This is a genomic window from Myxococcus faecalis (genome assembly GCF_050039385.1).
GTDB classification, from domain to species: Bacteria; Myxococcota; Myxococcia; order Myxococcales; family Myxococcaceae; genus Myxococcus; species Myxococcus fulvus.
In genome coordinates, this window is record NZ_CP144336.1 from 6,025,205 (window position 1) to 6,047,067 (window position 21,863).

At 70.7% G+C, this 21,863-nt stretch carries 18 protein-coding genes; 11 read left to right on the top strand and 7 right to left on the bottom strand.

Annotated elements, in window-relative coordinates:
- The first annotated feature begins 36 nt into the window (after nucleotides 1–36).
- The 3 genes from VZQ01_RS24205 (at nucleotide 37) to VZQ01_RS24215 (ending at nucleotide 1,827) form a co-directional block, all read left to right on the top strand.
- Nucleotides 37–651: an RNA polymerase sigma factor gene (locus VZQ01_RS24205; protein WP_141330510.1), complete on the top strand. Its 615-nt coding sequence runs from the start codon at nucleotides 37–39 to the stop codon at nucleotides 649–651.
- 79 nt (nucleotides 652–730) lie between these two features.
- A complete protein-coding gene (locus VZQ01_RS24210; protein WP_046716569.1) occupies nucleotides 731–1,372 on the top strand; it encodes an anti-sigma factor family protein in 642 nt (213 codons plus the stop codon).
- Nucleotides 1,369–1,827, top strand: a complete 459-nt coding sequence (locus VZQ01_RS24215; RefSeq protein WP_420715346.1) for a hypothetical protein — start codon at nucleotides 1,369–1,371, stop codon at nucleotides 1,825–1,827. Before VZQ01_RS24210 ends, VZQ01_RS24215 begins: the two co-directional genes overlap by 4 nt.
- A gap of 50 nt (nucleotides 1,828–1,877) precedes the next feature.
- Here the strand turns inward: VZQ01_RS24215 and VZQ01_RS24220 are convergent, their stop codons facing one another.
- Complete coding sequence (locus VZQ01_RS24220) at nucleotides 1,878–2,663, bottom strand: hypothetical protein (RefSeq protein WP_223749698.1); 786 nt, start codon at nucleotides 2,661–2,663, stop codon at nucleotides 1,878–1,880.
- 116 nt (nucleotides 2,664–2,779) lie between these two features.
- A complete protein-coding gene (locus VZQ01_RS24225; protein ID WP_223749699.1) occupies nucleotides 2,780–3,352 on the bottom strand; it encodes a hypothetical protein in 573 nt (190 codons plus the stop codon).
- Nucleotides 3,353–3,756: 404 nt separating this feature from the next.
- On the opposite strand from VZQ01_RS24225, the gene VZQ01_RS24230 reads away from it, so the two are divergent.
- The 3 genes from VZQ01_RS24230 (at nucleotide 3,757) to VZQ01_RS24240 (ending at nucleotide 7,210) form a co-directional block, all read left to right on the top strand.
- Complete coding sequence (locus tag VZQ01_RS24230) at nucleotides 3,757–3,993, top strand: hypothetical protein (RefSeq protein ID WP_046716565.1); 237 nt, start codon at nucleotides 3,757–3,759, stop codon at nucleotides 3,991–3,993.
- Between the two features lie 72 nt (nucleotides 3,994–4,065).
- Nucleotides 4,066–5,682, top strand: a complete 1,617-nt coding sequence (locus tag VZQ01_RS24235) for a phospholipase D-like domain-containing protein (RefSeq protein ID WP_223749700.1) — start codon at nucleotides 4,066–4,068, stop codon at nucleotides 5,680–5,682.
- Nucleotides 5,683–5,806: 124 nt separating this feature from the next.
- Complete coding sequence (locus VZQ01_RS24240; protein WP_223749701.1) at nucleotides 5,807–7,210, top strand: hypothetical protein; 1,404 nt, start codon at nucleotides 5,807–5,809, stop codon at nucleotides 7,208–7,210.
- A gap of 11 nt (nucleotides 7,211–7,221) precedes the next feature.
- Here VZQ01_RS24240 and VZQ01_RS24245 read toward each other — a convergent pair whose 3' ends face one another.
- The gene (locus VZQ01_RS24245) at nucleotides 7,222–9,525 is read right to left on the bottom strand and encodes a PAS domain-containing sensor histidine kinase (RefSeq protein ID WP_426744753.1); all 2,304 of its coding nucleotides are present in this window, start codon (nucleotides 9,523–9,525) and stop codon (nucleotides 7,222–7,224) included.
- 197 nt (nucleotides 9,526–9,722) lie between these two features.
- Here VZQ01_RS24245 and VZQ01_RS24250 point away from each other — a divergent pair, with 197 nt between their 5' ends.
- From VZQ01_RS24250 to VZQ01_RS24265, 4 genes are all read left to right on the top strand, one after another.
- Nucleotides 9,723–10,109 carry a BlaI/MecI/CopY family transcriptional regulator gene (locus tag VZQ01_RS24250; protein ID WP_426744755.1) on the top strand — a complete coding sequence of 129 codons (387 nt, stop codon included), beginning with the start codon at nucleotides 9,723–9,725 and terminating at the stop codon, nucleotides 10,107–10,109.
- 3 nt (nucleotides 10,110–10,112) lie between these two features.
- The gene (locus tag VZQ01_RS24255; RefSeq protein WP_426744757.1) at nucleotides 10,113–12,299 is read left to right on the top strand and encodes a M56 family metallopeptidase; all 2,187 of its coding nucleotides are present in this window, start codon (nucleotides 10,113–10,115) and stop codon (nucleotides 12,297–12,299) included.
- Nucleotides 12,300–12,390: 91 nt separating this feature from the next.
- Complete coding sequence (locus VZQ01_RS24260; protein ID WP_426744759.1) at nucleotides 12,391–14,109, top strand: aldehyde dehydrogenase family protein; 1,719 nt, start codon at nucleotides 12,391–12,393, stop codon at nucleotides 14,107–14,109.
- A gap of 78 nt (nucleotides 14,110–14,187) precedes the next feature.
- A complete protein-coding gene (locus VZQ01_RS24265; RefSeq protein ID WP_141330287.1) occupies nucleotides 14,188–15,360 on the top strand; it encodes a tetratricopeptide repeat protein in 1,173 nt (390 codons plus the stop codon).
- 237 nt (nucleotides 15,361–15,597) lie between these two features.
- On the opposite strand, the gene VZQ01_RS24270 is transcribed toward VZQ01_RS24265, so the two are convergent.
- From VZQ01_RS24270 to VZQ01_RS24280, 3 genes are read right to left on the bottom strand one after another with little or no spacing between them, the layout of a single operon-like run.
- The gene (locus tag VZQ01_RS24270) at nucleotides 15,598–16,728 is read right to left on the bottom strand and encodes an NAD-binding protein (protein WP_223749705.1); all 1,131 of its coding nucleotides are present in this window, start codon (nucleotides 16,726–16,728) and stop codon (nucleotides 15,598–15,600) included.
- Nucleotides 16,725–18,320: a cation:proton antiporter gene (locus VZQ01_RS24275; protein ID WP_223749706.1), complete on the bottom strand. Its 1,596-nt coding sequence runs from the start codon at nucleotides 18,318–18,320 to the stop codon at nucleotides 16,725–16,727. The genes VZQ01_RS24270 and VZQ01_RS24275 overlap by 4 nt, the downstream gene beginning before the upstream one ends.
- Nucleotides 18,321–18,368: 48 nt before the next feature.
- Nucleotides 18,369–19,535: a PQQ-dependent sugar dehydrogenase gene (locus VZQ01_RS24280; protein WP_426744762.1), complete on the bottom strand. Its 1,167-nt coding sequence runs from the start codon at nucleotides 19,533–19,535 to the stop codon at nucleotides 18,369–18,371.
- 211 nt (nucleotides 19,536–19,746) lie between these two features.
- On the opposite strand from VZQ01_RS24280, the gene VZQ01_RS24285 reads away from it, so the two are divergent.
- Nucleotides 19,747–20,328 carry a type 1 glutamine amidotransferase domain-containing protein gene (locus VZQ01_RS24285; RefSeq protein ID WP_426744764.1) on the top strand — a complete coding sequence of 194 codons (582 nt, stop codon included), beginning with the start codon at nucleotides 19,747–19,749 and terminating at the stop codon, nucleotides 20,326–20,328.
- Between the two features lie 141 nt (nucleotides 20,329–20,469).
- Here VZQ01_RS24285 and yjjJ read toward each other — a convergent pair whose 3' ends face one another.
- A complete protein-coding gene (yjjJ, locus tag VZQ01_RS24290) occupies nucleotides 20,470–21,771 on the bottom strand; it encodes a type II toxin-antitoxin system HipA family toxin YjjJ (RefSeq protein ID WP_426744765.1) in 1,302 nt (433 codons plus the stop codon).
- Nucleotides 21,772–21,863 lie beyond the last annotated feature (92 nt).

A 21,863-nucleotide genomic window follows, 5' to 3' on the forward strand; every position in this document is an offset into this window, starting at 1 on the left:
CGGCCCCCGCCGGCTTGTGGTACGTTGCCGCACCCATTGGCAACCGACGACCTCACACTCGTCAAGCGCGTCCGGAGCGGCGACCAACGCGCCTTCAAGCTCCTCGTCGAGCGTTACCAGCGCAAGGTGTACGCAGTCGCGCTCGGCATGCTCAAGGACAAGGAGGAGGCGATGGACGTCTCCCAGGAGGCGTTCGTCAAGGTCTACAAGTACCTGGACCACTTCAAGGGCGACTCGTCCTTCTACACGTGGCTCTACCGCATCACCGTGAACATCTGCATCGACGTGCTGCGAAAGCGCGGCGGTGGAGGCGAGGCGGTGGAGTTCGACGAGAGCCAGGCCATGGACCTGTCCGAGGCGCGCATCGGCGCTTTGGGCAGCCGCCTGGGCACCAACCCCCAGAAGAGCGCGCTGAGGCGGGAGCTGGCGGAGAAGATTCAGGAGGCCCTGAGCACGGTGCCGGAGAAGCACCGCGCCATCCTGCTGCTCCGGGAGATCGAAGGCATGTCCTACGAGGACCTGGCCCGCACGCTCGATATTCCCAAGGGCACCGTGATGAGCCGGCTGTTCCATGCCCGGGCCAAGGTCCAGAAAATCCTGAGTGAATACCTGGAGTTGGACGAAGCGAAGAGCGGCGTGGGGAACGAATGAAGGGCCCTCGAATATCTGAGGGGACCCGGCGTCACAGCCACAGCATTCGCAGCTTCCACCACCGAGCAGGGTGAAGGTTATGGCCGGAAATCCCGCATGTGAGCGTTTCGTCCCCATGCTCTCTCCGTACGTCGACGGAGAGCTGACGCCCGCGGAGCGGGTGAACGTGGAGCGGCATCTCACCGCCTGCCGAGACTGCACCGGGCGCGCGGCGGACCTGCGCGCCGAGTCGGGCCTGCTCCGGGTCGGTCTGGACATGGCGGTGGACGACGTCGACTTCAAGGACTTCGCCCAGAAGGTCATGGCGCGGGTGACGCCGGAGAAGCCGCCCCTGTTGGAGCGGCTCAAGCTGGCCCTGTCGGAGATGTTCCTCTACCAGCGCACGGCGATGGTCTCCTCGCTGGCCACCGCGGCGGTGCTGGTGGCGGTGGGCCTGCCGCTGCTGCTCAGCGACAGGGCCCCGGTGGGCTACGGCGCCGAGCGCATGACGGTGAAGTCCATCCAGCCCTACCAGGACGCGCGCGTGGCGCCCGTGGTGATGGAGACGGACAATGGTGGCACCATCATCTGGCTGGTCGACGAGGAGACGCAGGACGACCCGTCCCAGGAGGATGAGGAGCAGGGCGAGGACATTGGGGGCGGCCTTCGTGGCGGCAAGGGAGTAAAACCCCTGGGCAAGCCGAAGTCGGAAGTGGAGCGGCCCTCGGGAGGTCCCCTGTGATGAGACACATGTCGTCCGGCCGGGTGTTGCTGGCCGTGCTGGGCCTGGGCGTGCTCATGCCGCTGGTGAGCCAGGCCCAGGAGGAGCAGAAGGTCCGCGTCCAGGTGGAGGTGGTGCTCGCCTCCAAGAAGGGCACGGAGGTGGACCCTCCGGAGCTGGCGAAGATGAAGGAGCAGTTCCAGAAGCAGAACTTCAACTTCACCTCCTTCAAGCGGCTGTCCAACGACACGCTGGACGTCACCGCGAAGCAGTCCACCGAGGTGAAGCTGCCCAACGGCAGCAACGCGTCGCTGCAACTGGTGGGCATGAAGGACGGCACCGCCACCGTGCGCGTGGCCATCCCCCGCCAGCCCACGCTGGACGTGGAGCTGGGCCGTCAGGGCGCCGTCTACCAGAAGGCCGGCAAGCACGTGGGCGGAGAGCTCATCCTGGTGCTCTCCCCGCCCTCGAAGTAACCCCGGGCCGGCCGCGTCACGCTTTGGCCGGCCAAGGTCTTCTCGGGACTTCAGGCGGCCCGGTCCACCGCGAGCGCCACGTCGCTGAAGTCCGTCTCGTCCACCTCGAAGGGCTCCTCGACGCGCGAGGGCGCCGGGGCCACCGTCGCCTGGCGGGGCTCGGCCTGGTCGGCGCGCTCGTGCTCCAGGTGGATGCGCAGCCCGTCGAACATGGTGTCGAACGCGCGGTAGACGCGGTCCACCATGGCCAGGGCATCGCGGCGCACCTCGGGCTCCAGCACCATGGCCTCCAGCTCCGCCGCCAGCTCCTGCTCGAACATGGCGTGCTGCGCCTCGGCCTGCATGTGGTGGTCGGAGAAGTACTTGAGCCGCTCATCGGCGCCCTGCGCCGCGCTGACGATGGCGGTGCGGCTGAAGAACACGTGGCTGGTGGACTCCAGCGCCCACAAGAGGACGATGCGCAGCCGGTCGTCCACCGGCCGGTACACCTCGCTGATGATGGCGTAGGCGGCGTCGCGCGTCTTCGCGTGCGCCTTGCCGTAGAGCGCGCCGATGCTCAGCGAGCCCCCGGTGAGCTGGGCGATGTCGTCCTCGAACCACTGGTCATGGCCGCCCTCCTCCGCGTGGTGGCGCGTGGCGAGCATCTTGAGATGAGCGTCCTGGATGAAGTGCGCGTTGAGGCGCAGCACGTCCTGGAACGTCATCACCCAGAACGTCAGGCGCGGCGCGAACGCCATCACCTGCTCAATCGGGCGGTCCTGCTTCAGGTCCGAGAAGAAGGGGTGTGAGGCGAACCGCTCCTCGCACACCGCGATGTGTTGGAGCACGGCCTTCATGGATGTCCCTCCCAGATGCGGATGCTTGGACTCCGCTCGGCCCTGGCGGAGTGTCTTGTCGAAGCGCCCAGGCCCACGCAGGGGAGATGTGTGGGCTTGGAGGCCAGCGGTGTGCGCTACCAACTGATGTTGTACGTACAGGCCCCATCTCCCCGGCGACGGCAACTCTTGGGGTCATGTTCAATACGCACCCAAAGAGAATCCTTGGGGCGGAATTTGTCGGTGATTGCCTCCAGGAGGCCGTAGTCCAGGTCGCACGGGTAGGGATTGTCGCAGCGCATCCTCGCGTTGCGCTTGTCCACGGGCTCGAAGTGGTAGCCGCCGATGTTGCCCTTGCCGCGGTGGTTCATGCCGTAGGCCATGTTCACGCCGCGCAGCCCCTTCTCCAGCGTGTCGATGTCCGGCGGGAAGTGCGCGCTGTCCGGAATCTTCCGGCCAATCGTTCGCACCGTGCTGGGGCCAATCTTGTCGAACACCAGGCTGAAGGACTTCAGCAGCGCGGACATCGGGTACCAGGTCTTGGCCTCCAGCGGGGTGATGCCATTCTCCGCGAGGATGCGCAGCGCCCGCGCCTGGGCCAGCTCCATCCCGTTGACGATGGCGAGGATGGACTGACCGATGACCTCGATGCCCTGGTAGGACGCGAAGGCCGGAGGGGTGGGATGGACGGAGGGGGTCTTCAATTCCATACGTGGCTGACCTCGCGATTCGATGCCACGCATTGAACCGGGTTTCGCGGGTATTTTCAAATTGACTGATATGTTCAAACTTTTCCGTTGCTGTGGATGTTTTGGATTGGGGCGGGGCTGACCCATGTCTCACTGTCTCGTGTCTGATTCCAGACAGTCATGTGTGGCGTGGGACGTGGGGGTGGGTGTGCCCATGCGGGGCTGGGAACATTGGGTGCGGAGATCGCCGCACGGACTGAAAAAATGGCAGTCCTTCCAGCCCTCCGGGCGGGGGCGAGTGCCGCAAACCCGCGAGAGGACAGGGGGAGGCGGCTCGGCACGTGGGTTGCTCAAGGGCAGGGGGCAGTCGGGCGGCGGCGGTGGCGGCGGGATTACGCGGTAACCCTCATCCTTGGAGAAGAACCATGGCGAAGACTCAGCGGCGTGGAGCGGTCATCCGGAAGGCTCGGCAGGTCAAGGCGACGACGGCCCGTGCGGTGTCGGGGGCTGGCAAGAGCGCTCGCAAGGTGCAGGTGACGCTGGGGGACCTCATCGCGGCCGCGTTCGACACGGTGGGCGGCGAGGTGAAGAAGGTGAAGCAGGTGATGTCCTCGCAGGACATGGTGCTGGCCACCGGCAAGCACATCGTCTTCGTGGGCTGAGGGCCGGGGCCTTGGCGGTGAGGGCGCCACGAGCGCGTGGCGCCAGGGGAGGGCGGCGAGGGGGTTGGGTGTGTGAAGCGCATCATCATTCCCGGACGCAACTGCTGGACGGTGGAGGAAACGAGCGACGCGGGCGTTCTCGTGGATGGACGCGCCTACTACCGTGAGCTGTACCGGGCCGCGAAGAAGGCCCGGCGCTACATCGCGATGACGGGCTGGCAGTTCGACAGCGACGTGTCGCTCCTGAGAGGCGAGGACCTGGAGGAGGCGCGCGGCGGCGAGGTCCGCCTGCTGCCCATGCTGGACGCGCTGTGTCGGGCCAACCCCGAACTGCACGTGTACATCCTCGCGTGGGACTTCAGCCTGCTGCTCGCGATGGAGCGCGAGTGGATGCAGCACCTGCTGTTCAACTGGACGACGAACGAGCGCGTGCGCTTCCGCTTCGACCCGTCCAGTCCCTTGTATGGCGCGCACCACCAGAAGCTGGTGGTCATCGACGGCGTGCAGGCCTTCAGCGGCGGCATGGATGTCTGTGATTGTCGTTGGGACGACCGCGACCACCGGCTGAGCTCGTCGCTGCGCTGCGACAGCGGCAGGGACCCGCATGGGCCCTACCACGACGTGCAGGCCGTGTTCACCGGACCGGTGGTGGGCCGGCTGACGGAGCTGTTCGAGGCGAGATGGGCGCACTCGGGCGGCGGCGAGCTGCACCTGCCGACGGTGGCGCGCGACGACGTGACGTTCAGCTCGAGCGTGCCGGCGCCGCCGGGGCCGGTGGCCATCAGCCGCACGTTCGGCAAGACGCTGCTGCCGCCCCAGGAGGCCGTGCAGGAGGTGCGCGCGCTGTTCCTGGACGCCATCGAGGCGGCCGACCGGTTCATCTACATCGAGAACCAGTACTTCTCCTCCCGCGCCATCTTCCAGGCGCTGGTGCGCCGCTTCCGCGAGTCCGGGCGTCCACCCATCCAGGTGGTGCTGGTGTTGCCCAAGCAGCCCGAGGCGCTGCGCGAGCAACTGGCCATGGGCATCGCCCAGGTGCGGCTGCTGCGCGCGCTGGAGCGGGTGGCGCGCGAGACGGGCAACACCTTCCGCGTGTACTGCTCGGCGGCGCGCGACGAGCAGACGGGCGAGGACGTCTATACCTACATCCACTCGAAGGTGATGGTGGTGGACGACCGCTTCCTCACGCTGGGCTCGGCCAACACCACCAACCGCAGCCTGGGGTTGGACTCGGAGCTGAACCTGAGCTGGGAGGCGGAGGCCGACGGCGACGCGGTGTCGCGCGCCATCCGCCGCGTGCGGGTGTCGTTGATGGCCGAGCACGCGGGGCTGTCCGGCGCGGAGACGCTGGCGCCGCTGATGCGCGCGGACGCGGGGCTGGTGGACTGGCTGGACGCGGTGGCGAGCGCGGGGCTGCACCGGCTGCGCCCGCACCCCATGGAGACGGTGTTCGACCAGAGCCCGCTGCTCAAGTCGCTGGAGCCCGAGGACCTGGTCATCGACCCGGAGGACTCCGTGCTGGACGAGTCCCTCTTCGAGGCGCTGCGCGGCGGCGAGGACGGGCTGTTCGCCTCCGGCATCCGCCTGCTGTCGCGCTGGCTGGTGGGCGCGGCCGAGGAGCGGCCCCACCGGGCCATCCTCCCCGCGGACGCGGACTCCGAGGGGGGCGGCCAGTACGGCGGAGGGTGACGCACCCGTCACTCCCGGGGTGTCACCCGTCGGGTGGGTGTGCCGAGGCTCGGCAGTGTCACCCACACCCGGGCGGCGGCCGGGCGCTTCGCCGGAGGGCGGGGCCGGGTAGACTCGGGAGACGATGACTGGCGCCCCCCTCCTCGTCCTGTTCGCCCTCGTTACCCACCAGAGCTCCACCATCTCCGAGGAGGGGCCCTCGGATGAGAGCTCCATCTCCTCCGGCCAGCAGACGCCCGTGTCCAAGGCGCGCCTGGACGAGCCCGCGCCCCCGGGCAGCCGCAAGGGCGGTGACGGCTTCGGCTTCGGCGGGCAGCTGGAGGTGGGCGGGCTGAGCCTGCCGTCCGGCACACCGGGGGGCGGGCAGGACCTGTTCATCCGCGTCTACCCGTCGCTGGGGCTGACGAAGGGAGACTCCTTCGTGCTGCGGCTGGGGGCGAACCTCCGGATGCGCATGGTGGACGAGGAGCCGAAGCAGGCGGACGGGGACTACGGCGCGCGCCTGCGCCGCGAGGACTGGGATGAGCTGAGCGACATGGGGCAGGTGGTGCGCATGCTGCGCATCGGCCAGGAGGGCCGGCCGTTCTTCCTGCGCGTGGAGCCCTTCGTCGAGGAGTCGCTGGGCCGGGGCTACCTGATGGGCCGCTACAGCAACGTGCTGTCGCCCGACTACCACCCGGCCGGCGGCTCGCTGACGGTGGTGAAGGGGCCGGTGCGCGCGGAGGTCATCGCGAGCGACGTGCTCGCCGCGCGCATCTTCGCCGCGGAGGTGATGTTGGACCTGGGCCGCGCGGCCAGCGACGACGCGAACCGCTTCGACCGCTACCTGCTCCGCCTGTCCGCCGCGCACGACGCGGGCAAGGCCGGCGGCGAGTCCCCCAACATGACGCTCACCTCGCTGGGCGGCGACATCGCGCTGTACAAGGGCGAGCGGCTGCGCGCGTGGGCGCTCCTGGGCGGCGGCGCGCGCTTCGCCGAGTCGCACTCTCCGGCGGTGGGCGGCCTGTTGGGCGTGGCCTTCGAGGGGCAGCTGGCCAGCGGCACGCAGCTGAGCGTGACGGTGCAGGGCCGCCGTCAGGGCGGGCGCTTCCGCTTCGGCATGTTCGGCCCGGACTACGAGCTGGGGCGCTTCTCCGGCACGGGCCTGGCGGAGCAGCCCATCGCGGACGAGGAGCTGCCCACGGGCTTCTCCGGCTACCTGGAGGCCTCCATCGCCAAGGGCAGCGCGGACACCACGCTGCTGCTGGGCAGCGTGGCCGCGCAGTATCACGGCTTCGGCCGCACGGACCTGGACGTGTCCGCGGGCTTCGAGCTGCCCGGCGGGCGCACCCGCGTGCTGGGCCGCGCGGTGCTGACGGCGCTGGGAGACCGGCCGCGCTACTCGGTGAGCGCGGAGGTGCGTCAGCGCCTGGTGAACCACCTGTACGCCTGGGGCTCCGGCGGCACGGTGCACTTCCCGCAGGCGGACAACGTGCTGGTGCGCGGCGTGACGGTGGGCGCGGGCGTGGGCGTGGACTTCCAGCGCTGAAGGCGCGCGCCTCAGGGGGCCAGGGGCAGGGTGAAGTGGAAGGTGGAGCCGTGGCCCACGCGGGTGTCCACCCAGATGTGGCCGCCGTGGCGCTCGATGATGTCGCGGCAGATGTAGAGCCCCAGGCCCAGCCCGCCGAAGCCGGAGATGGGCGCGTTGCGCGCGCGGAAGAAGCGCTGGAACAGGTGCTCGCGCTGGTCCTCGGGGATGCCGATGCCGGAGTCGCGCACGGACACGTGGGCGCAGCTCCCGTCGCGCTCCAGCTTCAGCCGCACGCAGCCCCCGGTGGGGCTGTACTTGAAGGCGTTCTCCAGCAGGTTCGACAGCACCTGCGCGAGCCGCCCGCGGTCCCCCAGCACGACGAGCGGCTCGGGCGGGACCACGCGCTCCAGGGTGTGCTGTCCCGTGAGCGGGCGTGTCTCCGCGAGCACCTCGTCGATGAGCGTCTGGAGCTCCACGGCGCCCCGGTGCAGCTCCAGCCGTCCCGCCTCGATGCGGGTGGCGTCCAGCAGGTCGTGGATGAGCAGCGACAGGCGCGACACCTGGGAGAGCGCCTTGTCCACGTGGTGGGGCTTGGGGGCGTGGCCCTGGGTGGCCTGCTGCTTCATCATCTGCAGGTGCAGCTTGAGCGGCGTCAGCGGCGTCTTCAGCTCGTGGGCGGCGATGGACAGGAAGTCGTCGCGGACGCGGATGGCCTCCTGGGCCTCCTTGAGCAGCCGCTCGCGCTCCTGTCGGGCGCGGTGCTCCTCGGTCACCTCCACGACGACGGCGCCCAGGCCGACGATGCCCGCGCTGGGCGTGCTCACCGGGTAGTAGCTGACGCGCCAGTGGCGCAATTCCTCCGGCGTCGCGGGCACGTTGCCGGACATCTCCATGTCGCTCATGGGGATGCCCGTCTCCATCACCTGGAGCATCAGCGGCGCGAAGTGCGGCGCCATGAGCGGGTTGGCCTCCCACACGGTCCGCCCCAGCTCCCACTCGCGCGAGTGGCCGTGCAGTGACGCGAGCGCGGTGTTGATGCGCAGGTAGCGCAGGTCCCGGCCGATGAACGCGAGCCCCACGGGCGCGTGGTCGAGGAAGGTGTCGAGCAGCGCGAAGGACTCCTCGGTCCGCTCGCGCGCGTTCTGCTCCGCGACCAGCAGCCGCTCCCGCTCCACCTTCGCGCGGCGCTCCTGCGTCACGTCCCGGTAGCTCCACACCCGGCCGATGACGGCGTCGCCCATCCGCTGTGGCAGCGACGTGCCCTCCAGCACGCGGCCGTCCTTCATCTCGATGACGTCCACGTGGACGGCGTCGGAGGGGATGTACTGCTCCTGGATGCTGGTGAGGAACGCCTCCGGGTCCATCGTCTGGGGCGCGGCGTGGCGGAGGGCCGCCTCCGCGATGCGCGGGCGCAGCAGCGCGTCGCTCAGGTCCCACATGTCCTGGAAGCGCTTGTTGAAGGCGATGATGCGCCGCTCCGCGTCCACCACGATGACGCCGTCCGCGATGGAGTCGAACGTCGCGCGCAGCACGGAGTGGGTGTGCTCCAGGCGCTCGCGCGCGCGGCGCTGCTCGGTGACATCCACCAGCAACCCGCGCAGCCTCACCGGCTGGCCCTCCTCCGCGGTGGCGGTGACCTGCGTCCGCATCCACACGGCCTGGTCGCTGTCGGTCATCATGCGGAACTCCAGCTCGTGGGTGCGCCCCTGGCGCAGCGCGCCCAGGCAGGTGGCCATGACGCGGCTCCAATCCTCCGGATGGACATGGCGCGCCCAGAAGTCGGGCTCGCTCACCCAGCGCCGCGCTTGCAGCCCCAGCAGCCGCTCCGCCTGGTTGCTGACGAAGGTGAAGCGGAACTCCGCGTCCGCCTCCCACACGATGCCGTCGATGCTGTCGATGAGGCTCTCGTAGTGCTCGCGCACGTGCTCCGCGCTCGGGGCGGCGTGCGCTGTTCGCGGGGCCTGGCGCGGCTGGAGCCGGGCGCATGCGCCCACGAGCGAGCCGTCGTCCCCGTACACGGGGAGCACCACGGCGAAGAGACGCTGTCCCTGCCCGCTGCCCTCACCCAGCCCTTGCTCGCCCGCCAGCGCGGCCCGCACGGCGGTGAAGAGCCAGGGCATGCGCGCGAGGACCTCGCGGCAGGAGCGGCCCTGCTCTCCACCGCCCTCCCAGCCGGCCGCCAGCGCGAGCACCGGGTCCATCCAGATGACGCCTCCCTGGGCGTCGACGACGAGCGCGGCGCGCAGGTCGCGGCCCACCTGGAGCAGCCGCTCGTGGGGCGTCACGGGGCGCGAGGCGGCCTGGGCACCCGGGCCCGCCTGCCATCGTCGCATGTCGCCCTTCGCCATGCGCTCCACCTTCCGTGCCCATGCCGCCTGCTCCCGTCCCGGACCTGGGAGGGCGCTGTTTCAAACATGGGACGCGCTCCGGGCCCGCGAAAGGGCGCCGCTCCCCTGGAGCCTCGCGCTTGACTACGTTTGTAGTCACGCGTACCTTCTTCGTGACTACAGTTGTCGTCACGGGATGCGCCATGAAGAAGCCGGTGGGTGAGCAGGAGCTGTCGGTGCTGCGGTACGTGGCCGAGCATGGGCCGGCCACGGTGGGCGAGGTGGCGGAGCGCTTCGGCGAGGCGCAGGGCCTGGCGCGCTCCACCATCCTGACGGTGATGGAGCGGCTGCGGCAGAAGGGGTACCTCACGCGGCGCAAGGTGGACGGCGTGTTCCAGTACGCCTCGCCGGTGCCGGAGGGGGAGCTGCTGCGGGGCGTGGTGGACGACTTCGTGCAGAGGACGTTGTCCGGCTCGCTGTCGCCGTTCGCCGCGTATCTGTCGGAGGCGGAGGATGTCTCCGACGCGGAGCTGGCGCAGCTGCAGGACGTGGTGGCTCGGCTTCGCTCGAAGAAGAAGAAGAAGGACTAGCCCATGCGAACGGAATGGCTCGTGGATGTGGCCGCGTGGCTGTCGTCATGGCCGGAGGGACTGTGGCGCGCTTCGTGGCAGGGCGCGCTGTGCGCGGGGCTGGTGTGGGCGCTGACGCGGCTGTGGACGCGGATGCCGGCCGCGGTGCGCGCGGGGCTGTGGTGGCTGGTGACGCTCAAGTTCGTGGTGTCGCTGGTGGGGCCTCATCCGCTGTCGCTGCCGGTGTTGCCCGCGTCGCTCTCGTTCCTGGGCGGCGCGTCGGCGGAGCCGGTGGCCTCGCTGGCGCAGGTCGAGCCCTCGACGCCGGTGGTGCATGGGGCGTACGTGGAGGCGCCGGTGTACCGCGGGGTGGGCACGCGGGAGGTGCACGTGGAGAAGCGCGAGGTCGCGTCGGAGGGGCTCGTCGTGTCGCCGGTCGCGCCTCGCGACGAGGTGGCGGGGTGGACGCGCGTGCTGGCGTCCCATGGGAAGGCGCTCCTCTTGTGGGCGGTGCTCGCGGCGTGGCTCGGGGGCGTGGTGTGGCGGCTGCGGGCGCAGGCTCGCAACTGGGTGACGATGGCGCGGCTGCGTCGGGATGCGCGGTGCTTGAATCATCCGGACCTGGAGGAGGAGGTCCGCGAGCTGGCCGCCAGCGCGGGGCTGCGGCGCGTGCCGGCGTTGCTCGTGTCGGACCAGGTGACGAGCCCGCTGGCCACGGGGTTGTGGGAGCCCGTGGTGGTGCTGCCGACGAAGGCGGTGCGACGGCTGCCGCTGGCGGGGCTGCGCATGGCGCTGGCGCACGAGGTGGCGCACCTGAAGCGCGGCGACTTGTGGCTCGGCTGGGTGCCGGCGCTCACGGAGGCGCTGTTGTTCTTCCATCCGCTCGCGCGGCGCGCGGTGAAGGAATACGCGCTGGCTCGCGAGGAGGCGTGTGACGCGGAGGCCCTGCGTCTCACCGGCGCGGAGCCCGCGGATTACGGCGAGCTGCTGCTCGCCTTCGGGGTCGCCCGTCCCCATGGAAGCGCCGCGGCGCTCGGCGCCTCGGACCACGTTCACGCGTTGCACAGGAGGTTGAGCATGCTGGAGCACGTCGACATCGGTTCCTCCCATTCCCGTCGCTGGTTGAAGGTGACGCTGTCCGTGCTGGGCCTCGTGGCCCTGGTGCCCTTCCAGGTCGTCGCCCGGCCGGAAGGACAGGACACGTCGAAGGCACCGGCGCCCGCCGCCGCGCCTTCTCCGGCGCCCGCCGCCGAGACGCCGGCCTCGCCGTCCCAGAAGCAGGGCACGACGCGCACCGGCGTGATGCCCGCGCCGACGCCGGCCTCGCCCGCCGCTCCGCGAACGTCGGTGTCGCCCACGGCCCCGGCTGCGGTGACGCCGCCGACGCTCGTGACGCCGCTGACGCCCTCGATGCGCGTGACGCCGCCGACGCCTCCGACGCCGATGATGGGGAGCGCGCCGCGTCCTCCCACGCCGCCGACGCCGATGATGGCCATGGCGGGTGGGCCCCCGGCGCCGAAGCCGCCGCGTCCTCCCGAGCCGCTCGATGACGACTCCGGCTACGTGCTGCTGTCCGGCGACAGCGCGACGATGAACGGCAGCATGGTGGACCTGCAGCTCGCCAAGATGTTCAAGGACAAGAAGGGCGGCGAGCTGCTCTACGTCCGCCGCAAGGGCGAGACCTTCCTCATCCGCGACGCGGCCACGCTGAAGACGGTGCGCGAGGCGCTCAACGACGTGCGGACCGCGGGCGAGGCGCAGGGCAAGGTCGGCGAGCGCCAGGGCGCGCTGGGCCGCGAGCAGGGCGCGCTCGGCATGAAGCAGGGCGCGCTGGGCATCAAGCAGAGCGAGCTCGGCCTGCGGCACGCGGAGCTGGCCCACAAGCGCGCCGGGCTGCGCTTCGAGTCGAACCGCGCGGACGCCCTGCCCGAGGCCGAGCGGGAGCGCCGCCAGGCGGAGCTCGACAAGCAGGAGGGGGAGCTGGACAAGCAGATCGACGCGCTCGACGAGCAGCAGGAAGCGTTGAGCCGTGAGCAGGAGGCGCTCGGCCGCGAGCAGGAGAAGCTCGGCGAGCGTCAGGAAGCGCTCGGTCGCGAACAGGAGAAGGTCAGCGAGAAGGCCGAAGCCCTGCGACGCGAGGCCGAGCGCAAGGTCCAGTCCCTCATCGACGAGGCCCTGAAGAAGGGCCTGGGCCAGCCGCTGCCCACCTGATGACGGTTGCCGGCGGGCACCTGGGACGCGGGGATGAGCGCTCCTCTACCGTGAGAGGAGCCACCCGCCCTCTCACAGGAGGCCCCGTCCGATGAGTCTCGCCGCAAGTCCGCAGGGAACCCCCGCCGGAGCGCTCGAGTCCGCCATCCAGCGCGTGAAGTCGGGCTCGCTCTCCTGGGTGAAGCTCACGCTGCCGGAGCGAATCTCCCTCCTGGAGGAGCTGGGGCGGGGCTATGTCGCCATCGCGGAGCCGAGCGTGCGCGCGGCGTGCGAGGCGAAGGGCATCAAACCCGACAGTCCGCTGGCCGGTGAGGAGTGGCTGTCGGGCCCCATGGTGGTGGTGCGCAACCTGCGCCTGTTGGCCGCCTCGCTCCGGGACATCCAGCACCACGGGGTCCCCCGCATCCCCGCCTCCCGCCTGCGCACGCTCGAGGACGGGAGGCTCGCGGCGCGCATCTTCCCCATGGACTCGCTGGAGGGGATGTTGCTGCCGCGCAACGAGGGCGAGGTCCACTTCCAGCCCGGCGTCACCGCCGCCAACCTGCGCGAGCACCAGGCCGCGTTCTACCGGGAGCCGCACGGCGGCCGGCTGTGCGCGGTGTTGGGCGCGGGCAACGTCAACTCCATCCCCCCGGCGGACTGTCTCTACAAGCTGTTCGTCGAGGGCACCGCCTGCGTGCTCAAGATGAACCCGGTGAACGCCTACCTGGGGCCCTTCCTGGAGCAGGCGTTCGCCCCGCTGGTGCGCCGGGGCTTCTTCGCGGTGGTGTACGGCGGAGCGGCGGAGGGCGCGGCGCTGGTGTCACATCCCGCGGTGGACGAGGTCCACATCACCGGCAGCGACAAGACGCATGACGCGCTGGTGTGGGGACCGCCGGGGCCCGAGTCGGACGCGCGGCGGGCCCGGAACGAGCCGCTCCTGAAGAAGCCCTTCACCAGCGAGCTGGGCAACATCTCCCCGGTGGTGGTGGTGCCGGGGCCGTACTCGGACGGCGAGCTGCGCTTCCAGGCGGACAACATCGCCGGCATGGTGGCCAACAACGCGTCCTTCAACTGCAACTCGGCGAAGCTGCTGGTGCAGCCGAAGTCGTGGAGCGCGCGCTCGCGCGTGGTCGACGCGGTGGAGGCGAGCCTGGGCAGGGCGGCCGTGCGGCGCGCGTACTACCCGGGCGCGGACCAGCGCTGGCGTCAGTTCACCGAAGGCCGCGCGCACCTGCGCCAGGTGGGCCGGGCCGCGGAGGGGGAGCTGCCCTACGCGCTGATTGCCGACGTGGACCCGCTCCAGACGCAGGACCGCGTCTTCCGCCAGGAGCCGTGGTGCACGGTGTTGTCGGAGACGGGGCTGGAGGGGACGGACGACCCGGTGGCCTTCCTGGCGCGCGCGGTGGCGTTCCTGAACGAGAAGGTGTGGGGCACGCTGAACGCCACGCTCATCGTGCATCCGGGCTCTCTGAAGGACGCGGAGGTCTGCCGCGCGGTGGAGAAGGCGGTGCGCGAGCTGCGCTACGGCACGGTGGCGGTGAACACGTGGCCCGCGGCGGCGTACGCGCTGGTGTCGCTGCCGTGGGGCGGGCATCCGTCCTCGACGCCGCGAGACATCCAGAGCGGGCTGGGCTGGGTGCACAACACGTTGATGCTGGAGGGGGTGGAGAAGTCGGTCCTCCGCGCGCCGCTGACGAACCTGCCGGCGCCTCCGTGGGTGCCGGGGCACCGTGGGGTGGGTGAGCTGGGACAGCGGCTGGTCCAGTTCGAGAAATCGCCCTCGTGGCTCAAGGTGCCGGGCATCGCGGCGGCGGCCCTGCGTCGCTGAGTGTCACGACCCGCTCTCCCAGCGCAGGGCGGGGGGCCTCGGGGTGTCGGGGCGCCAGCGCCGTGATAAACCCGGCGCATGTCATCGACGCATGCTCGGGAAGGCGGACGGCTGCTCCAGGTGGGGCAGCCGCAGGAGGCGGTGAAGAGTTTCCAGAAGGGGCTCGCCATCGACCCGGACGACGTGGAGTGCCTGCTGGGGCTCGTCCGGACGTACCTGAGCACGGGCGCGGCGGCGGACGCGGAGACGGCGGCGCTGCGGCTGTTGAAGGTGAAGCCGGACCACGCGGAGGGCCAGGCGCACCTGGCCATGCTGCGGGCGCAGGCGGGGAGCGCCGAGGCGCTGGAGGCGCTCAAGGCGTTGGCCTCGGCGCCGACGGCGGGCTACTTCGAGCGCTTCAACCTGGGCGGGCTGCTGCTGGACCGGGGGGATCTGGAGGGCGCGAAGGCCGCGTACGAGTCCGCGCTCCAGGTGGCGCCGGGCAGCGCGCACGTGCACTTCGAGCTGGGCCGCATTGGCCTGGCGCAGGGGCAGGCGGGCGCGGCGGTGACGCACTTCCAGAAGGCGTCCGAGGCCGCGCCGCAGGAGGCGATGCCGCTGCTGATGCTGTCGCGCGCGCACGCGGCGCAGGGCTCGCTGGGGCTGGGCATCCAGGCGGGCACGCAGGCGCTGGAGAAGGCGCAGGGCGGGCTGCGGCGCGCGGTGCTGGAGGATTTGTTCAAGCTGTACCTGTCCGGGGGCAGCCCCGAGGGGGCGAAGCGCACCGCGCAGGAGCTGCGCCAGTTCGACCCGTCGCACGTCAACTACGTCTACATGCACGGCCTCGCGATGATGAGCGCGGCGCAGTTCCCGGAGGCGAAGGCGCTCTTCGAGGAGGCGCTGCGGCTGGCGCCGCGAAGCTGGCAGACGCTCCAGGCGCTGGCGCAGATGCATGGCGCGCTGGGTGAGCGCGCGGAGATGCGCCGACGGATGGAGGAGGCGGTGGCGCTGGTCCCCACGGAGCTGGGGCCCGTGAATGACCTGGCGTTGCTGCTGATGCAGGACGACCAGCACGCCGTCGCGAAGCCCCTGCTGGAGCGCGCGCTGGCGGCGCATCCCGAGGATGCGACCACGCACCTGAACATGGCGGTGGCCACGTTCCTGACGGACCGTCAGGCGTGCATCCACCACGCGCAGAAGGCGCTCGCGCTGGGCGAAGGCGTGGTGCGCGAGCAGGCCGAGCGGTTGTTGAAGACGCTCAACGCGGGCTGAGGTGTCCGAGCGACGGGGCGCATCGGTGCCCCGTCCGCTCCGGTCCTCGATTCGTGCGCTCGCGCTGGGTGAGCGCATCGTGCGCGAGCAGAGAAGACGCTGTCCGAGGGGGCGGGGCATCGCAGTGCCTCGTCCGCTCCGGTCCTCGATTCATGCGCGGTGCCCGTGCCGCCCGGAGACGCGAGCCTCGCGATGCCGACGGTTCAGCGCCATCGCCTCGCGCTCAGGTCCGAGCCCTTACCGTCCGAAGAGCCCCCACCGCTTGTGCGCCTTGCCACCCTGGGCCCGTGACAGCCGCTCGCCCAGGATGCGGCTCATCTCCAGCGCCACGCCGGGGTTGGCCATGACGACGCTGCGGAAGTCCTCGCGGCCCACCGCGGCCAGCTCGCACGCCGTCGCCGTCACCGCCGTGGCCGTGCGCGGCTCGCCCGTCAGCAACGCCAGCTCACCGAAGAACCCCCCGGGCTTCACCAGGGCCACGGCCTGTCCACCCGTGTCCTTGAGCTGCACCTCGCCGGAGAGCACCACGTAGAAGCTCTCGCCCGCGTCACCCTGGCGGAACAGCTCCGTGCCCGCCGGCCGCTGGAGGTGCTCCGCGCCGCGCGCCACCGTCTCCAGCTCCTCCGGATTCAACGGCGCCAGGAAGTCCACCTTGCGCAGCGTGGCCGCCAGCGCCGCCGCGCCCGTGGTGCCCACCGGCTCCGCCGTGAGGAACGTCACCGCGTCCGCCAGGTGCGCCCGCCGCGCCACGAGGATGATGGTGTGCCCCGCGCGCAGCACGGTGCTCCCGTCCGGCAGCGTCGCCCGCCCCTGCGGGTCCACCATGCCGATGAACACGCACTCGCGCGGGAAGCCCTCCATCGCCCGCACCTGCGCCACCGTCTGCCCCGCCACCCGCGCGCGCAAGGGCAGCTCCAGCTCGAACAGCACCGTGTCGCCGTCACCCAGCGGCAGCGAGCCCGCCACCTGCGGGAAGTCGATGGCCGTGGTCATCTTCGCGACCACCACCTCGGCCTCGGCCACCAGCTCCTTCACGCCCGCGAGCCGGTACGCCTCGCGATAGCTGGTGTCCAGCATGCGCACCATGATGCGCGCCGGCGACATGCTGCGCACCAGCATGGCGAACGCCAGGTTCTCCGGGTCTCGCGCCAGCACCCCCGCGGCCACGTCCGCCGAGGAGATGCCCGCCGCCTCCAGCACCTGGGGACTCGTCGCGTCCCCGCACACGGCCACCACGCCCACCTCGTCGAACAGGCGCGCGCAGATGCCCGCGTCCCGCTCGATGACCGTCACCGTGTGCTGCTCGGCCACCAGCCGCGCCGCCAGCACGCTGCCCACCCGGCCCCCTCCCGCGATGATGATTTTCACGACGCCTTCCTCCCGTGCTCCGCCGTCGGCTCCTCGCCGTGCGCGCCGTGCAGCATCTTCTCCAGGTTCAACGTGCGCTCATCCAGCTGCGCCAGCATGTGCTCCGCCGTCGTCTCGGGGATGAGCCCGCTCCTGCGCGCGTTCTGCAACGCCGTGCGCTCCGCGTCGATGAGCCGCCGCCGCATGGCGATGAGGTCCTTCGCGCCCTGCGCCAGATGGTGCTCGTTGAGCCGGCGCAGCTCCCGCTCCGCGCGCGCGATGCTCACCTGGTACTCGCTGCGCAGGTGCTCATACGCCGCCCGGGGCACCAGCCCCTGCTCGTGCAGCGTCGCCAGCTCCTGATGCGCCGCCCGGCTGGCGATGAGCCGGCCGCGCTGCTCGGACATGGACAGCGCCACCTCGTCCTGCTGGAACAAGCCCAACCACTTCAACGCGCGCGTGAGCGCCATGCCCTGTCCCACGAGCGACACCAGCGTCACGCCGAACGCGATGGCCACCAGCTTCTCGCGCCCCGGCGTCGTCGCCGGCAGACCCAGCGCGAGCCCGATGGAGAGCGCGCCCTTGATGTTCCCCACGATGAAGACGTGCTGCCACCGGGGCGGCACCGCCTCCGCCGGACGCGCGAGCTTGAGCAGCAAGAAGGGCAGGTAGATGGCCACCGCGCGCCCGGCGAGCACACAGCCCACCGCGATGAGCGTCTCCGGCACGTAGTCGCGCAGCGTCTGCGGCTTCGTGGTGAGCCCCACCGCGAGGAACAGGAAGGTGTTCACCCCGAAGGTGGCGTACTCCCAGAAGGAGTGGATGGCCACCTGGCTCTGCGGCGACGCCTCCCTGCGCAGGCTGACACCCACGGCGAGCCCCGCGACGACGGCGGCGATGGCGCCCGACAGGTGGAGCTGCTCGGCGACCACGAACGACGCGAGCGCCACGGCCGTCGTCACCATGATTTCGGCGAGCGGGTCCTCGGTGCGACGGATGACGAAGCCGCCGAGCATGCCCACCGCCAGCCCCACCACCGCGCCGCCCGCGGAGGCCAGCAGCACGCGCGCGGCGAGCATGGGGATGGACGGCGCCGCCGCTCCCGCCACCACGCTGGCGATGGCCGCGTAGGCCACCAGCGCGGTGCCGTCGTTGAAGAGGCTCTCCCCTTGGATGATGCCCGACAGCCGCGAGGGCACCGGCGCGCGGCGGAACGCGTAGAGGATGGAGACGGTGTCCGTCACGGCGAGCAGCGCGCCCAGCAGCAGCGCGGGCCAGATGGGCAGGTCCACCAGCACGTGCAGGAGCGAGCCCGTGGCGCCGATGGCCAGCACCATGCCCAACGTGGACAGGATGAGGATGGGCAGGGCATTGGCGCGGATGCCATTGAGGTCCGCGGTGATGCCTCCCTCGAAGAGCAGCGCCGGGAGGCAGACGAGGAACACCACCTCCGGGTTGAGGGGCGGCACGCCGGGGAGCAGGTTGCCCACCGAGATGAGCAGCCCTCCCACCACGAGCGCCACGTTGTAGGGCATGTTCGCCCGTTTGGCCGCGATGGCCAGGACGATGGCTGCCACCATCAATCCAATGACGAGGGGCATCTCCAAGTGCACGGCGCGCAGTCTTCCAGAACGCGCGAGCGCCCGTAAGGCCCCCGTGCGTCAACGCCGCAAGCGCAGGATGAGGTCCTTGCGAGGCCCGCAGTCGCCTCGGCCGTCGCAGTTGCTGGTGGTGACGTACAGGTGGCCGTCCGGCCCCATGCTCACCTCCCTCAGCCGGCCATGCGTGTCGCGCAGGTACACCTCGTGCCGGGCCACCCGGGCGGGGTTGCCCTGGTCGAACTCCACCCGGTGCAGGTGCTTTGAGCCCAACGTTCCGATGAGCAGCGAGCCCGTCCACTCGGGGATGGCGGTGCCGGTGTAGAGCGCGGCGCCGCCGGGAGGCATGGCGTCCGCGAAGGTGAGCGACGGCGTCACCCAGCCTTCGTGCGCCTCGCACGAGTAGATGCCGGGCCAGCCCAGGTTGCCGCCGGGGCGCGCGAGGCTGACCTCGTCATGTCCTCGGCGCATCGTCTCGCCGCTCGGGCCGTGGTCGGTGACGTACAGCGTGGTGGCATCCTTCCAGTCCCAGCCCTGGAGGTTGCGCAGGCCGGTGAGGAAGGCAGGCGAGTGGGGGAAGGGGTTGTCCTGGGGCACCTGGCCGTCGGGGGTGAGGCGCAGGAGCTTGCCGGCGGGGTCGTTCACATCCTGGGAGCGGTCGGGTGAGCGGGCGTCGCCGGTGCCCGCGTAGAGCATGCCGTCCGGGCCGAAGCGCAGGCGTCCGCCGTCGTGGTACGTGGCGGAGGGGATGTTTCCGAAGACGACGCGGTCGAAGGTGGCGGTGGTGTGGTCCTCGGAGAGCGTCCACCGCTCGATGCGGTTCTCGTCCTGTCCGCCGGCGTCGGTGGTGACGTAGACGTAGAACTGGCGGTTCGTGGTGAAGTCCGGGTGTGCGGCGATGCCGAGCAGTCCGCCCTCCGCGGCGCGGGTGATGCGCACGGTGGCCACGGGTTGGGGTTGGAGGGCGCCGGCCTTGAGCAGGCGGATGCGGCCGGGGCGCTCGGTGACGAGCGCGTCACCGCCGGGCAGCCAGGCGATGCCCCACGGGACTTCGAGTCCCTCGGCGACGACGTCCACGGTGATGGGGACGGTGCCGTCCGGGCCCCAGTCGTCGGCGACGCGCACGCAGTCCTGGGAGTTGGAGGTGCCCTGGGACTGGCTCTTGCGGCAGGCGGAGGCCGACAGGGCGAGCACGACGAGGCTCGGGGCAAGCAGGCGAGGGACGCGCATGGGGCGATTAATGTCCGGCGGTGAGCGCTCACGCCAGCGCCGAGGGTGCTCGGGGGCGGAGGGGTGGACGGTTCATCGGGTGAGAGGGTCCCTGAGGGGAGGGCGGGCAGGCGGACGGGCCGGGGCTGCGATCACGCCTTTTTCGCGGTGGGGCGCGTGGGCACCTTCAGCGCACGGGACAACCCACCCAGGTGAAGCAAGGAGACGTCCTATGGCGCGCATCGCGTTCATCCTCGCCGACGACTTCGAGGATGCGGAGTTTCGTGTGCCCTATGACCGCGTGAAGCAGGCGGGGCACGAGGCGGTCATCATCGGCCTGGAGGCTGGCGAGCCGGTGAAGGGGAAGAAGGGGGAGGAGGTCATCACGCCGGAGAAGGCCGTGAGGAACGTGTCCTCGCGGGAGTTCGACGCGCTGGTGATTCCTGGCGGTTATTCGCCGGACCACCTGCGCATGGACATCGACATGGTGGGCTTCGTGCGGGACTTCTTCCGGGCGGACAAGCCGCTGGCGGCCATCTGCCATGCGCCGTGGATGTTCGTGGAGGCGGACATCGCGGATGGGCGGACGCTCACCTCGTGGCCGTCGTTGAAGACGGACCTCATCAACGCGGGCGCGCGCTGGGTGGACCGTGAGGTGGTGGAGGACGGCAACGTCATCACCTCGCGCAACCCGGGGGACCTGCTGGCGTTCAGCGAGGCGCTGCTGCGTCAGGTGGAGCACGGGATTGCGCGGAGACTGGAGGCACCGCTCGCCCCCGAGGCCGCGTCGGAGCAGCCTCCGACGATGCACTGAGCAGGGGCACTCTCGTATCGGTCCTCTCCAGGGCTGCATGCTCATGGGCGAGCTCCCGCGAAGACAACGCGGGAGCAGCGCCCCCCTCATGCTGCCGCGCATGTCGGTGCGCTCCCGCGAGAGAAGACGCAGTGCCCTCGTTCAAACGGGCTGCTGTTGCATGAATGCTCGCAACGACTCGGCACAGGCCGCGCAGCGCTCGCGGAAAGGGGCGCTGAGCGCGGGCTCCTGGGTGAGTTGCTCCCAGTAGGCGAGGGCCCGATGGGCGGCGTCGGGCCAGACGTCCAGCGTGGTCGCGTTGGGAGGCTGGGGTGTGTACTCGCGCTCGACCAGGTTCGTGCCCACGGGCGCGAACATCATCGGCAGCATGTCGTACGAGGGTGCGAGTCGGAACCGCTTCGGTCCTTCCGTGAAGAAGGCGAGGTTGCCGAAGTGCCGGTCGGAGTTGCCGATGAGCTGACCGAAGACGTCGAGCCACCGCGCCTGGCGCGCGTCCTCCTCGGAGATGAAGCGAGCCTCGCACAGCTTCAGCGTGGCCTGGGTCCAGGTGCCACGCACGCCGAGGTACGCATTGTCGATGGCGCCGAGTGAGAGCAGGCCGCGTCTTCCACGGAGGCCGACGCGGTCGAAGCGCTCGACCTCGAGGAAGCGATAGCCCTCCGCATCGAACCAGCGTGTCGCCGCCGCGGCGTGCCCCGCACCTCGGATGGTCTCGAGCGCGAGGTGCTCGGTGACGAGCAGGTCCTTCCAGCGAGACACGGCCGCGCCTTCGTCATTGCCCGCGAACTTCACGATGACGTGCCGGTCCTTCACGCGCGTCACGAACTTGGGGTGCTCGCCTCCCGCGGAAGCGCCAGGATGTCCCTGCCCGGAGGCCCGAGCGAGCCGGGGATGGTCCTGGGGCGTGGCGTGGGTATCGGGCGTCGCGAGATACCGGTCGAGTGATTCATCGCCGAGGATGAAATCTCCGACGCAGTCCTCGCCTCGCAGCGCGAGCGCGACCAGACAGTCATCATCCGTCCAGTCCGCCACGCGCTGGGGCAGGGCGAGCTCGGGATATCGCAGGGAGAAGGTCCGACCGATGTAGCCCTGGGGACTCATGTCCGCCGCGAAGGGTGGCAGCCCCTCGAACAGCTCGGATTCCCCCTTCACGCGGTCGAGCCAGTGACGTCCCCCCGCGAGCAGGTGGAGATCTCCGTCCCGATGGATGGTACCTGTCTCGTCGATGCGATGGAGGCTCAGCCGCGTGCCGAGTGAAGGCAGTGAGCGTGTCCGCGCATAGCGCGTCGCGGGGCCTTTCCCCATGCGGCACAGCCGGTCTCCCGCGGCCGCGAGCAAGCGTGTCACCGTGGGCCGAGAGACCTGGAGCCACGTGGCGAGCTCGCTCGCCTGCGCATCGCCGCGACGGCCGAGCGCCGCGAGAAGCTGTTCCACCGTGGCCATGCCCGTGCCTCCGCATACTCCCGAAGTCCTCCTCCGTGAGCAGAAGAGTGATTCGATTCGTGAGCAGAACACAGGACGCGCGCGCGCCGCGT